Below are 12,624 nucleotides of genomic sequence, written 5' to 3' on the forward strand. Positions count from 1 at the left end.
CGCTTTCAATACACAAGCTTATTCAAAATGTGCAGGAGCCAGCGCTCTGATATAGGCCTGACAGGCCTGCAAGGCGATCAGTCCGCGGTCGCCTTCGCCGGTGATGGCGACAATTCGTCGAGCATGCGCCGGGTCAAGTCGGGCGCGTATGGCTGCATGATCCACGCCGCTGGCGCCGGAGGCGGCTGGCACACCACAGCCTTGGGCAGCGTCGCCTGCGTCGATGAGGACTGACAGGCGCAGATCAGCAGTGGCAAGGCGATCGCGCAGGCGATCCTGATCACGTTGGGCATCGTTCAGTGCTCGGTAATGGGTTTGTTCGCTGGCCGTGAGCCGTTGCTCCAGGGCCAGACGCTTGTCCTGCTCGGCCTGTTGCGCGGTGGCAGCGGCCGAAGTCAGTTGATTGAGGGTTTCGGCATGCAACCGTGCCTGCTCGGCCAGTTGGCGACCGTAGCGCCAGTCCTGAAACTGCCAGGCCAGCGCTGCCGATACTGCGGCCAGCAGCACCAGGCCGAGCAGCCGCCAGACGCTCAAACCGAAGGCTGGCATAACACCGCCCTCGCCCGCCCCCAAAGCTCCAGTCGATCCTGCAAGCCGTTCAACCCGCCGTTGATCCGTCGGGTGATGCTGTTGAACTGGTCCTGATCCGCCAGTTCGTTCAGGCCGTTCTGCGCCCAGAACCACGCGGCGGACTCGGCCGCCCATTGCGGTTGCTCCAGCAGTTCCGGCAGCGCCAGCAAGCGCTCGTCACCAAACAGCCCGAGGCTGCACTGGCGATAGTTGGTGCGGCCGGTGATCTGGATCAGCCCGCGCCCGCGATACTTCTGCCCGTCGCCATCGGCCTCGGGCGTGTTGCCCAATCGCAAGGCCAGCGTGCCTGTGTCGTATTTGCTCAGGTATTGGTTGTTGCCCAGTTCACGCACGTACTGCAATTGCCCCGATTCGTGTCCGATCTGGGCGAGAAACGCGGCAATACGCTTGGGCGTGTCGATGCGATGGCGCGCCATCGCATCGTTGAGTGCAGAAACAAAAACGCCCGCTTGGCGGCGGGCGTTGGGCATGATGGTGAGTAGATTGTCTTCAGTGATTTGCATAATGCTCGATCCTCCCTGGATGCTCCGATTGAATCACGGTTGGCGACCAAAGCTGATCAGCCATTGTTTACCTCAGTTTTCAGCGTGCTGTCCGGGGAAACCTGGATCATTCGCTTGAACAAACCCAGCATGCCCTGATTGGCCGTCGCACTCTCTAGCGGCGGATCCAGTGGCAGTACCTGTCCCCCGGAAACCAGCCACTCCTGGTACTCGAGCCAGTCACGGTTGGTCGGATCCTGTGGAATGAACGCTGAATCACCCAGGCGCAGAACGCCAGACGATGTGAGCTGATAGCTCATGGACTTGCCTCCTAGATTTCCGCGTCCGCGGTCCATTCGATCTGCAAAATCTGCCCGGGAACACTGCCGACAGGAGTCACAGTGGCAATGGCAAAGCTTCTCTCGGTCACGCTTTGCAAAACGGTTCCCGTACACGCCTTCATCAGGCCCTGATGCCAGACTTGATTGCTCGCATCTCCCGGGCAATACAGCACGATGGTAGGTTGTACGCGCTTGAGCACCTGCATATCGATGCTCATACCGTACTGACCGGTATTGGCTGCCGCAGCCTGGGTGAAGTTACCAATGCAGGTTGCGGCACCATTGTTCGAACGGATCTGCAGACGGTTAGCAAAAGACTTCTCAAAATAACGCTGGCAAAGGCTCAGTTCTTCCGCCGCCGGACGGTATTCAAACGCTGTCGCAACCGGCCCCTCCTCCAATTGCATCTGTGCCAGATCGACGGTCTGCAACACGTTGAGCGGCAGATCGAACGACAAGGTCAGGCAGTCATTCACGCCCAGCATTTTCCCGGCGATGGTTGGCACCTGAAACGTTGCGCTGTATTTCTTCCACGACGTACTCAGTTGAAAGACGTCGACAACCTTCACTACACCCTCCGAACCGCCCGTTCCGAACTGCTGAGCAATCGTGACGCGCAAAGGACGCGTCGCATCGGATCGCGCCCAGAAGCTGACCGTAGCCGTTCGCCCGGCCAGAGTTCTGACCGATTCAATGCTCTGGGCGACTTTATGCACCGTTGCTCCCGTGCCTGCGGTGGCCTGCTGCCAGCGCAGGAAATAAGCGGGTTCACCCACGACTTCCGTTTGACCGAGGGGAAAATCCTGGCGCGAAATGCTGACACCTGCGTTGCCGTTCCAGTCGCATCGAAAACGATCCGCCACATAGCCACCGATGTTCGGCCCCTGATTGGTCGTGCCGCGTTGCCAGATATTGAATCCACCATTGATCAACAGATTCTTGCGATACACCTGCACAGGAAACTGCTGCAGCGGATCAGGCTTGGCCAGTTGCCGAATGGCCTGTGCCAGTTGATCGGTCTGCTCCTCATCCGGCGTCAGACCGGCGGCCGTGATCGCATTGAGAATTTCCTGGGTCACACTGTTGCCCCAACTGGCCGGGATCAACGATCCCGGTTTTCCGGCAATCGGGTCTTCATCGACGAATTTGCCATTCTCCAGGCCTGAGCCGGGAACGCTTTTCGGGTAATCCATTTCCGTTTCCTTGATCCATTAGAGCGCCGAGGCCAACCAGCGCGGCGCCACCGGCCGATGCTCACTGAACGGGAAAAGCGACGCCTGGGGCCAATCCCGCAGAGCCCGCCGAAATGATTGCAGTTCGGCGTATTGCTCGGTAGTCAGGGTGGTGCCGCCGCCGTCCTCCAGCTCATCGCGATCACGCGCTACCAGACCATCGGTCGCGGCCAGTTGCGCCGTACGCCACTGGCGTTCGATATCGGCTGCTTCTTCGGGACTCGGCGGCGGCGGATCCACCAGAATCGGAAACCCGTTACCGTTATTGACGCCAATCACCTTTGGCGAGACGGCCAATTGCTGTAACAGGGAGATCCAGTACGCCTGAGGAATTTCGATCACATCCTCGGGAATGTCCGAGGTGTTGATACCGGGTACATAAACGGCCCGGGTAGTTGCGCTGAAAAACACATTGAACGGGTTCATTCAGTAGCCCTTTGCAAAATAATAGATACCCCAGTTTGCCGAGACGGCCCCGTTATAACTGCGGACCTTCAAACGGCATCCGGTTTTGCTTTCCGATCCCGCGTACTGAACGACCATGGCTCCGTCGCCGCCCGAATGGATGGCGACGATCGATGAAAAGGCAGTTGGGAATGCAATCGGAAAGGTCACATAGACATCGCCGTTGGCATCGGTCGTCCCTACTCCCCATTGATCGATGTTGCCGCTGGGAAAGCGCTGGTAACCGACATTGCCGTAGACGCCGGAATGGGCCGTCGCATACCGGTCGCTGACCGAGCCGCCGTACAGTCGCCACTGTCCGGTCAACTTGACCAGTTGCGCCGAATCACCGAGGCCAAGCTTGAGTGCGCCGATGGTGCCGTTGCAGGTTTCAATGGCTTCATTGCCGGTGGGACTGATCGTCAGAACGCCATTCCCGGCGTTGAGGATATGCAGGGTCCCGGCATGAGGAATATTGGCAACGGAAGGCAGGGTCGCCGTAATCGGCGTGGCGCTGGAAAAACTCGCCACGCCTCCCACGCTGGCCGCTGTCAAAGTCGTACTCGTCGGATAGGAGGCGAAACCGGAAAACTGCAGACCGCTGCGGCTCACGAAAGCGGTAGTGGCGACCGACTGACTGTTGTCGAACTGCGGCGCGGTCGCAAACAGTTTGTTGCTGCGCAATGCCGTCAGTACTTGATCGGTTCGAGTCTCGGACGGGGTGAGGCCAGCGGTCTGGATCACGGTCAGCAGCTCCTGAGTGATGCCGTTGCCCCAGCTGGCCGGGATCAAGGATCCCGGCTTGCCGGTGACCGGGTCTTCATCGACAAACTTGCCGTTCACCAGACCTGCGCTGGGAACACTATTGGGGTAGTCCACGGTTTATCTCCTTATCTGAATTCATGGGTTGTGTGAGGGCTTCAGCCAATGTCCGTGGCCAGCCATTGGGGCGCTGACGGCCGTAAAACGGAGGACGGAAATGCGCCGGCACCTGGCCAGTCGCGCAACGCCTGGCGGTATTCGAGCAACTCCAGATACTGCTGGGCCTTGAGCGTTGTTCCGCGTCCCAGTTCCTGCTCGTCGCGGTGGCGGGTGACTTGCCATTCGGTGGCTGCGAGCGCGGACTGGCGCCAGACTCGCTCTGCCGCCAGAGGCTCCTTGTCCTCGACCATTGGGGGTTGAGCGATGACAGGACTTTGCGGTTCCCGCAAAGGCTCGATAGCGCGAGCCGCCTCGGGCATCGGCGCGCCGATTTCGACGCTCACACCCTCGGGCACCTGCACCATCGCCGCGACGAAAGCAGGCGCGAACAGTTGCTCGATCGCGTAGTCACCGGTGTCGATCACTTCAACCGCGACACCGTTTTCAATACGTGCATAACGGGCCATTACTCGTACTCCCAGATTTCACAGAAGGCATTGCCGCCGGCGCCGCTCACGATTGACGCAGAAGCGTGAACCGAGCAGGAACCACTGCCGCCCGAACCTCGAACACCTGCATTGCCAACGGTGTTTGACCCACTGAAAGGGCCACCACCATCGAACGGACTCGGAGCTCCGCAACCCGACAGCAACCCCCAATTGGCGTTGCTCATTCCGAAACCTCCGGTGATACCGCGAGCACTGCAGAGATTGCCTCCAGCCAGTAATCCACCAACCCCGCCCTGAATGAATCCTGACGAAGTGCCCGTGACCACGATCCCCAGTTTCTGCCCGCCACCACCTCCCGAAACACTCATGTAGCTACCAAAGGAAGCGCCGCCGCCCGCAAGGCCCGTGGTGTTGCTGACGGCGCCCCCGGCGCCCAGCGAAACCGGTACGCCGGCGAGCATTTGCGCGGTGACGTCATACAGGCTTTCCGCATACGCGCCGGACCCGCCACCACCGCCGAGAATTTGAGTGCCTGTCGGAACAGGTTCGCATCCGCCCCCAGAACCTCCCGCCCCGACCAACCGCACGCGAATCCGTTTGGCCCTCGGGTTCGGCTTGTAAACTGTGATCCCGACCGTCTCGATCTGCCTGACCGCCAACAACCGCCCCACTGCATCGGTGATGCCGTAGCCCGCCAGCGTGGTCGGGGTGTTTTTCAGTTTGGTAAAGTCGACCAGAGCGCCAATGGCCGTTGCCAACTGATTGGTCTTGCTCTCGTCCGGCGTCAGTCCGGCGGCCTTGATGGCGTTGAGAATTTCTTGCGTGACGCTGTTGCCCCAGGCGGCGGGGATCAATGATCCGGGCGTGCCGGCAACCGGGTTTTCATCGACAAAACCGCCGTTGACCAGGCCGACGCCGGGGATGCTTTTGGGATAGTCCACGTCAACACTTCCGATGTTTTACAGGCAGCAGAATGCCGGCAGCACTTGGCCGCCTGTAAGGTTGATAAGGGATTGGATTCAGTTATGCAGCGGGCGAGATAACAAATCTTGCAGGCGCGACGGGCCAGTCGATGGTCGATGGATAACCCGGTTGCAGCTCAATCTGCGCCAACGTGACGGTGTAGCGTTTCAAGGCTTGCAGAGTGGTCAATTGGTCGCTGGTCGCCTCGCCCAACTCATAAGCGTATTGCAGAGGTGCAACACGAATGACCACGTCGCGCAGGCGCTTGTCACGTTCGACGTCGGCCTCGTAAACCAGGCCCTCGCGCTCGGCTGCGGCATCGTGCACCCAGTCATCGGTGCCCCAGACGTAATACTCGCCAGGTCGCGGTATGGCCGTCAGGTACTCGGGCAGCGGACCGAGTTCGTTCCAGTAGAGAGGAATGCCACTGTCTTTGCGATAAACCAGGCGATTGCGCAAATCGATCAATTGCAATGCTGCGCCATCACGCCAGACCCAGACATGGCCGGGCTCGGCGGCAGGCAATAATTGCGGCAATTCAAATGCATTGCCCGGTAACTGGACACCCATACCCGGCACAATCGGCAATTCGACAGGGCCGAAAATTTCTCGGGTCGTTTCGTCAAACACGTAGTAGTAAGTCATGAACACCTCATATCAATTTGATGCGGCCCGGATAGGCCATGTTTCGCGGGCGAGTTTCGGAGCCGCCCGTGTTTTCGGTAAACCCCAGACTGATGTTGGCCTGATTGAACAAGGCATCAGGCGCCGCGTTCTGTGCCGACACCAGCGGGACACCGAGCATGTCGCTTTTGAGTTCGTGCCGATGAGAGCGGAACAGGTCGACCTGCCAACTGCCAGTCGAGCGGCCGGCATCAATCCCGCGTCCCTCATCACACACCCTGATGAATTCACCTCGACCTTCCGGCCCGCGAAAGGTCAACGTGCCGTCTCCACTGGTCCAGCCGCCCTCAGCCCCAACCCTCGCAGCCTCGGTGGTCAGTGCGCCGGATTGCTGGGCGTGATCCCACAGCCACGGCCAGTCGCTGCGACTGAATACCGCTCCGTTAAGTGGACCGTATCCTCCGGGGTTGAGCAGTGCGGTTGTCTCGAAGACAGTCCGGCCCAAAGGCGTACCGTCGAATCGTCCGATCGGCCACCAACTGCCTGCGCCGTCACTTCGCAAATGCCACCAGTCACCCGAGCCCATCAGCAAAAAAAAGGGATAGCCGGCAGCCGCTAGGTGGGTGTGAAATCTGATTGTGTCGGTGCCTGAAGCACGCACTGCCAATCGCGACGTCGAGTTGTCGACCCGGCGCACGATGACGTCTCGAACCCCCAATGTGAGGTTCGCCGGCGGCAGGCTGATGGTGGTCGCACCGCTGCTCGCGTTGACCAGCAGCAGTCCGAGCTCATTTGCCGCCAGCGCTTTGGAGGCCGATACGCTGGTGACAGATGTTGCCATCGGGCTGGCCAATGCCAACAGCGATTGCAAGGCTTTGAGTAATTGCTGGTTGTCACCTTCAGCAGGAGTCAGTCCCGCTCCAGTGACAACGTTGAGGATTTCCTCTGTGACCGCATTGCCCCACACCGCCGGAATCAACGACCCGGGCGTTCCCGCCACCGGGTTTTCATCGACGAAGCGGCCATCGACCAGGCCGACGCTGGGGACACTTTTTGGGTAATCCATGGGTGCTCGTTCCTCTGTAATGACAAATGAAACGTGGCCGCGCGCAAGCTTTCGCCGCGACGCAGACGTCTCTGTTCCTGAAAATAAAAAGCCCACAATGAAGTGGGCTTGGGTGATGCGATTGCGGTTACGAGGCCGGGTTGGCGGTCAGTTCACGAATGGCCTGCAGCGCCTCATCGGCGGCAGCTCGGGCCTGATCCATCTGACCTTTGCCTGCGCAAGCACGAATCTGGGTCTTGGCCTTCAGGCGCAAGGTGCGCAGGGTCAGCAGGCTGTCGCTGAGCTGGGCGGCCTTGTCCAGAATCTGCTCGGCCGACTGCTTCGCCGAACGGCCCTTGGCAACCCACGCGGCGACGGACAGCGGTACTTCCTTTTTCGGGTAGCCGGCGTCCTGGAAGGCCTGAGCGTCAATGGCAGCCTGGGCGTATTCCAGGGCTTTGAGCGGATCGCCGGCCAAAGTCGTGCGCGCACTGTCGGCGACGGCATCGACCCCGGCGCACAGGCGTTCGGTTTCCTGCTGCTCCAGTAACGCGGCTTTGTCAGCGCTGGCAAGCCATTGCTCACCGTCCCAGTCATGGGCGGCAGAAGGTGGTACCGGACGCAAGCCGTCTTCGAATTGATGCAGTTCCTGAATGATGTTCATCGGATCAACTCCCAAGACAAATGCACATTCACGGCCGCCGTGAAATTGACTGCTATGCCGTTCGAATAATCGGTTTGAGAAAAACTTTTGATCCCCATCCCGAATAGCAATTCGTCACTGGCGGCATTCCCTGCGTTCCAGGTGTGCTCGGCTTGGTACACCTGCCACAGCGAACGCAGTTCCGAGTGATCGAAACCGGCCGTCAACGTTGAAAGCGTGGTGTCGTTGACGACGTTACTGGTGAAGATTCCCACCGATGCGCCTGCCGTTCCCCAACCGTCCCAATTATTGGACGTACTGATAGTCGGATTGAGGAAACAGTAATTCCCTCCCAGCCAGCCGCCCGGTGCAAACGACACATCAGTGATAGCCGTCGGGTGTGGGGTCGGATTCCCGACCACCAGACGCGCTGTTCGCGCATGAGGGTCAAGCGGCAGATAGACCACGCCATTGCCATTGACCACTTGAGTCCAGGACAACCGGTTACGGTTGTAGATCTGCCGGACAATCGGCACAGATCCTGGACCCGCCGTGACTACCCACGCGAGACAGATATCCAGCGGTGTCGACTGGAACCCACCCCCCGCCGCACCATTGACCGTCCCCTTCAAGCCATCAGGGCTGGCGTCATAAATCGTCCCGCGCTGCATGTAAAACGTCAGCGCACCACCCACCACCTGCGCTCGCAGAAAGTAACCCGAACTCGGCAACAGATCGGCGCTGCTCCAGGCCTGAGTGGTGAACGTTCGCGAGCGTCCCAACTGCCCCGCCACCACTTCCTGACCGATGCTGACGTAAACACCCGCCGGCACCGACACTCGCCCGCCACTGGTCGATGCGGCCGCTGGCGTAATCGGCATCCGTGCATCCGTCGTGGCAACTGTTGGCAACGGCAACGCTGCCAAAGGCAACGCCAGATCCTGATTCCAGCCCTTGGCCGAAACGCTCTGAATCGCCTGCAACAACTGATCGTATTTCTTCTCGTCCGGGGTCAGATCCCCAGCCTTGATCACATTGATGATTTCTTGCGTAACGCCGTTGCCCCAGTCAGCGGGGATCAGCGACCCCGGCGTCCCGGTCAACGGGTTTTCATCGATAAATTTCCCGTTCACCAGACCGGCGCTGGGGACACTCTTCGGATAATCCATTGCGCTATTCCCTAGTCATAGTTGATGTGCACCTTGGTATGCGCCGGTGCCGCCCGATGAATCAGGCACTCCAGCGCCGAGCCCGGATTCACGCCGAAGCGTTCGCCCCAGTAACTCGCGCCATAACGCCGGCCGAGCAGCAAGCGGCCGCCAGTGTTGAGCGTCCACATGAACTGCGCTTCCCAGGTGCCCCAATGCGCTGCGCCGAAACGCGAACGGCCCATGCGCGGGGCTTCGAGTTCGGTGATGGTGGCGTTGGGGTAACCCTGGCTTTTGGCGATTTCCAGGTAGTAGCCGACGGCCTGGCTGCCGACCGCCAGCAAGCGGCGGCGCACGGCGAGGCGACGGTCGTCGAACAGCGGCGTGGCGCCGAGGCACGGGTCGGGCAGGTTCATCACCTGTTCCCAGTCCGGTACCAGTTCGCTGACGCCGGCCGGGTCCATCTCGTTGAGCAGGTCGGCGGCGCGGGCGTCGAGGCGCGCCAGTTCGACGGCGACGCCTTGCAGCACTTCCTCAAGCTCCGGCACGCGCTCCGGATCCCACGCCGGACCGCTCGGCAGCAAGGCGCGCAGTTGCGCCTGGTATTGCGCGGCGGTTCTTATGGCAGCCATACGCAACCCCCGAAGGTGAGCAGTTCGCTGTCACCCGCGACCACGTTCGCCACCGGCGCCGACAGCACGTGATCGGTTTCACCCGCCGCGCTGCTGATCGCTTCGCGGATGTGGCTGATCAACAGATCCTCGCCCAGGTCGGCTTCGCGGTTATGCAGATCGCGCAGTTGGGTTTCGACGGCGGCGCGCACGGCGGTGGTGTCGGGGGTCAGCTTCAGTTGATAGGTCACCGGCTTCTGCACCGGCGGACGTACATGCACTTCGGCGGTCACCGGGCGCAACGGCTCAATGTAGGCCTGCACTTCGGCCAGTTGATCGGCATTCGGCACCGGTTGCGGATCGTCGTCGCGCATGATGTACACGCCGACGGTGCCAGGCCCGAGGAAGCCGCCTCGGCACCAGGCACGAGTCACGCCCGGCACTTCCAGCGCCCAGGTCTCATAGTCGCTGGCCGAACCGCCGTGGGGGATCACGCGATAGGAACGAATGACCCGCGAGCGCAACGACTCCAGGCTTTCCCGCGCCACGCCGCCGTTCAGTCCCGGCGCCAGCACCACAAAACTGTTGCCGACTACGCCGGTGATCGGCTGCACCGGCGTCAGCGCCAGCCCGGCCTCGGCATTGCCCAGGCTGCCGGCCTCCAGCGCGGCGATGCTGGTGCTGTTGACGCCATTGACGGTGGTGCGCGCGGCAGTGACTTTGAAGGTGCGGCCATCACTCGCCTGCAGCAACGTATCGGCGTCCAGCACCGCGCCCGCCGTCGCGTTGAAGCTGACGTTGCCGGTGGCGACTTGTGCCGGTTTGCGCGGCTGGTTCAGGCGCAGTGCGGCGATGCGTTCAAGGGTCGATTCATCGGCGGTGTCGGGCAGGATCTGCTCGGCAATCCAGTCGAGGTAGCCGTACAGGCCATAAGCGGCGCCGCCGAGTGTGCGGGCCAGGACTTGCGCATCGGACTGGCGCAGCGAGTCGCCGGCCAGGTCGCTTTGGGTGCGCTTGATCAGCACCGGCAGCGAAGGGGTTTCAAACGGCATAGATCACCTGCCAACTGTTATCGGGGTTGATGTCCAGGCGTTCGCCGTCGGCCAGGGTCAGGACCGTGCGCAGGTTCAGGCGCTGGGCGTCGAGGCGTTCGCTGATGATGTCGATGGCGCTGCAATGGCCGTCGTCGATCAGCCATTGCAAGGCTTCGCGGGCATAGAACTCGGCGTCCATCTGGGTCTGTCGGGTCAGCTTGACCCGGCGCAACAGCCACAGCCGCGAGCCGATGCGATCGTCGGCCACGGTCGGAAAGGTGTCGCCCCACCAGCCGAAACGCTCCTCGTCGTCGAGGGCATCGTCGTCGGCGGCGCGGCGCCAGGTGAACAGGCTGATCAGCACCGCACGGGTCAGCGCGGCGTGGAGGTTCTGACTGAAAAGCATCACTGACCTCCCGCCGGCGCGCCGGTCTGGCCACTGCCCGCCTGCACGCCAACGTGCACGTGCTTGATCTGGCTGATGCCGCCGGCCACTTGATCGCCTTTGGAAACGATCTTGCCGGTCTGGTTGATCACTGGCGTCTCGAAGTTCACGGCGGTGCTGGCGCGGATGTTGAGCGTGGCGGTTTCGATGTCGATGATCCGCCCCCGCTTGAAGTGAATTTTGTCGCCCTCGTCGGTGTAGATCGCCACCTCGCCGGCCGCCAGCGATTGCAGGCGGTAACGGCGGTCGGCGACCACCAGGGCGATGGCGTGGGAACGGTCGCCGCCGAGAAACGTGACGACGCCTTCGGCACCGGCCAGCGGGTGGCTGGTGAAGCCGTAGGGTTCGAAGTGCTCCATGTCGTCGTTCACTTCACCGGCGGTGAGGCGCATTTGCAGCGATTGCAGCTTGGATGCCGAATTGGCGAGCACGACAGTGCCGCGCGCCAGCAGGCGTGTCAGTAGGCTCATAGGGTTTCCTTGGAATGTCAGCCCACCGCCCACCTGTGGGAGCGAGCCTGCTCGCGATGGCGATCTGGCAGACACTTCTGCACTGACAGGTCTACCGCTATCGCGAGCAGGCTCGCTCCCACAAGGTAATGTCAGGCTGGTGGCTATTTCGGTGGAGTCGGATTGGCGTCGAAGGTATGCGGCGGCGCCACTTGCAGCGTGGTCACCGAGCCTTGTGCCGACAGCGAATACGTCACCTTGGAGATCAGCATGTCGCCATCGAAACCGAGTACCGGATCCTTGACCTTCACCAGCGTGTTGTGGCGCCACAGATCGCCGTTGGACTGGCGCCAGCCCTGCACCTGATACGTGGTGGTCAGCGCCCGGCCCATGCGCGTGGCGCTTTCCCACTGGGCCCGCTGCTGGGCCAGTTCGAACGTCAGTTGTGAGCCTTCGTTGATGATCGTGGTGCGCCGACGCTTGAAGCTCAGGTCGGTGGCGCTGGATTCAACCTCGCTGACCGCCGCCCCGCTCTTCTTGTCGTTGCCCTTCTGCTGGCCGATCACCCGGTATTCGGAGAACACCTGGCTGTAATCCATCGGCGCGTTGGCCGAGAGAATGTTCTTGCCCAGCTCCAGCGCATCGCTCGCGCGGCCGCCGCTGCCCGGTTTGGCCAGCACCAGCCGGCCCTCGGCGTCATCGGTGGAAAACACCCGGTACAGCGAGAGCAGACGGTCGATCGACTGAAACACGGTTTCACCCGGAACGATGGTGTGTTTGCTCAGGCGCGCGGTCTCGGGAATTTCGTTGACCACAAACTGCGAGTATTCCCCGGCCAGGGCCTGGACGATGTTCAACAGCGGCTGTTCCTGCCATTGGCCGGGGATGTTTCGCGCCGCACAATCGACCAGATCCTGGGTCTTGGAACTGCCTTCGATGCTCAGGCTGATCTGCCGCCCGTCATAGCTGATCGGGGCCTTGAACACATAACCGGTGAGCACCAGATCCTGGCCGATCCGCACTTCGCACGGGTCGCCGGCCTTGATCCGCTGATCCACGGTCTGCCCCGGCCATTGCCAGGTGATGTCGAGTTTGAAGGTGCGGAACTGACGCTCCAGGTCCGCGGTGATCTGCACGCTTTTCCAGCCGCCGTATTCCATGTTGTTGACGGTCAGCGTGACGCGGTTGTCCATCTCGCTCAT

At 61.3% G+C, this 12,624-nt stretch carries 17 protein-coding genes; all 17 read right to left on the minus strand.

Going from position 1 to position 12,624, the window contains the following annotated elements:
• Positions 1–18: 18 nt before the first annotated feature.
• The 17 genes from AC07Y2_RS17760 to AC07Y2_RS17840 all read right to left on the minus strand — a co-directional run bounded on the left by AC07Y2_RS17760 (position 19) and on the right by AC07Y2_RS17840 (position 12,624).
• Positions 19–549, minus strand: coding sequence for a lysis system i-spanin subunit Rz (locus tag AC07Y2_RS17760; protein WP_039771294.1), 531 nt, complete (start codon positions 547–549; stop codon positions 19–21).
• Positions 531–1,094 (minus strand): glycoside hydrolase family 19 protein, encoded by a 564-nt coding sequence (locus tag AC07Y2_RS17765; RefSeq protein WP_207273846.1) that lies wholly within the window; start codon positions 1,092–1,094, stop codon positions 531–533. The genes AC07Y2_RS17760 and AC07Y2_RS17765 overlap by 19 nt, the downstream gene beginning before the upstream one ends.
• Before the next feature lie 56 nt (positions 1,095–1,150).
• On the minus strand, positions 1,151–1,393 hold the full coding sequence (locus AC07Y2_RS17770) for a hypothetical protein (protein WP_039771290.1): 243 nt from the start codon (positions 1,391–1,393) through the stop codon (positions 1,151–1,153).
• Positions 1,394–1,404: 11 nt separating this feature from the next.
• Entirely contained in the window at positions 1,405–2,607 is a 1,203-nt protein-coding gene (locus AC07Y2_RS17775; protein ID WP_103386530.1) for a carbohydrate binding domain-containing protein, read from the minus strand.
• A gap of 18 nt (positions 2,608–2,625) precedes the next feature.
• Complete coding sequence (locus AC07Y2_RS17780; RefSeq protein ID WP_074691348.1) at positions 2,626–3,072, minus strand: tail fiber assembly protein; 447 nt, start codon at positions 3,070–3,072, stop codon at positions 2,626–2,628.
• A complete protein-coding gene (locus AC07Y2_RS17785) occupies positions 3,073–3,969 on the minus strand; it encodes a gp53-like domain-containing protein (protein WP_074691346.1) in 897 nt (298 codons plus the stop codon).
• A gap of 41 nt (positions 3,970–4,010) precedes the next feature.
• The gene (locus tag AC07Y2_RS17790; protein ID WP_103386531.1) at positions 4,011–4,478 is read right to left on the minus strand and encodes a phage tail assembly chaperone; all 468 of its coding nucleotides are present in this window, start codon (positions 4,476–4,478) and stop codon (positions 4,011–4,013) included.
• The gene (locus tag AC07Y2_RS17795; protein ID WP_103386532.1) at positions 4,478–5,401 is read right to left on the minus strand and encodes a hypothetical protein; all 924 of its coding nucleotides are present in this window, start codon (positions 5,399–5,401) and stop codon (positions 4,478–4,480) included. Before AC07Y2_RS17795 ends, AC07Y2_RS17790 begins: the two co-directional genes overlap by 1 nt.
• Positions 5,402–5,483: 82 nt before the next feature.
• The gene (locus AC07Y2_RS17800) at positions 5,484–6,068 is read right to left on the minus strand and encodes a tail fiber assembly protein (RefSeq protein WP_103386533.1); all 585 of its coding nucleotides are present in this window, start codon (positions 6,066–6,068) and stop codon (positions 5,484–5,486) included.
• Between the two features lie 7 nt (positions 6,069–6,075).
• On the minus strand, positions 6,076–7,113 hold the full coding sequence (locus AC07Y2_RS17805; protein WP_103386534.1) for a phage tail protein: 1,038 nt from the start codon (positions 7,111–7,113) through the stop codon (positions 6,076–6,078).
• Positions 7,114–7,240: 127 nt separating this feature from the next.
• Positions 7,241–7,756 (minus strand): phage tail protein, encoded by a 516-nt coding sequence (locus tag AC07Y2_RS17810; RefSeq protein ID WP_103386535.1) that lies wholly within the window; start codon positions 7,754–7,756, stop codon positions 7,241–7,243.
• A complete protein-coding gene (locus tag AC07Y2_RS17815) occupies positions 7,753–8,904 on the minus strand; it encodes a phage tail protein (RefSeq protein WP_085612321.1) in 1,152 nt (383 codons plus the stop codon). Before AC07Y2_RS17815 ends, AC07Y2_RS17810 begins: the two co-directional genes overlap by 4 nt.
• 11 nt (positions 8,905–8,915) lie before the next feature.
• Positions 8,916–9,515: a YmfQ family protein gene (locus AC07Y2_RS17820; protein ID WP_011332730.1), complete on the minus strand. Its 600-nt coding sequence runs from the start codon at positions 9,513–9,515 to the stop codon at positions 8,916–8,918.
• Positions 9,503–10,546 (minus strand): baseplate J/gp47 family protein, encoded by a 1,044-nt coding sequence (locus tag AC07Y2_RS17825; RefSeq protein ID WP_103386536.1) that lies wholly within the window; start codon positions 10,544–10,546, stop codon positions 9,503–9,505. The genes AC07Y2_RS17820 and AC07Y2_RS17825 overlap by 13 nt, the downstream gene beginning before the upstream one ends.
• Positions 10,536–10,934 (minus strand): phage GP46 family protein, encoded by a 399-nt coding sequence (locus tag AC07Y2_RS17830; RefSeq protein WP_007954906.1) that lies wholly within the window; start codon positions 10,932–10,934, stop codon positions 10,536–10,538. Before AC07Y2_RS17830 ends, AC07Y2_RS17825 begins: the two co-directional genes overlap by 11 nt.
• The gene (locus tag AC07Y2_RS17835; RefSeq protein ID WP_011332728.1) at positions 10,934–11,443 is read right to left on the minus strand and encodes a phage baseplate assembly protein V; all 510 of its coding nucleotides are present in this window, start codon (positions 11,441–11,443) and stop codon (positions 10,934–10,936) included. The genes AC07Y2_RS17830 and AC07Y2_RS17835 overlap by 1 nt, the downstream gene beginning before the upstream one ends.
• Before the next feature lie 143 nt (positions 11,444–11,586).
• On the minus strand, positions 11,587–12,624 hold the full coding sequence (locus AC07Y2_RS17840; RefSeq protein WP_103386537.1) for a phage baseplate assembly protein: 1,038 nt from the start codon (positions 12,622–12,624) through the stop codon (positions 11,587–11,589).

The sequence above is a fragment of the Pseudomonas sp. GW456-12-1-14-TSB6 genome, from assembly GCF_059424205.1.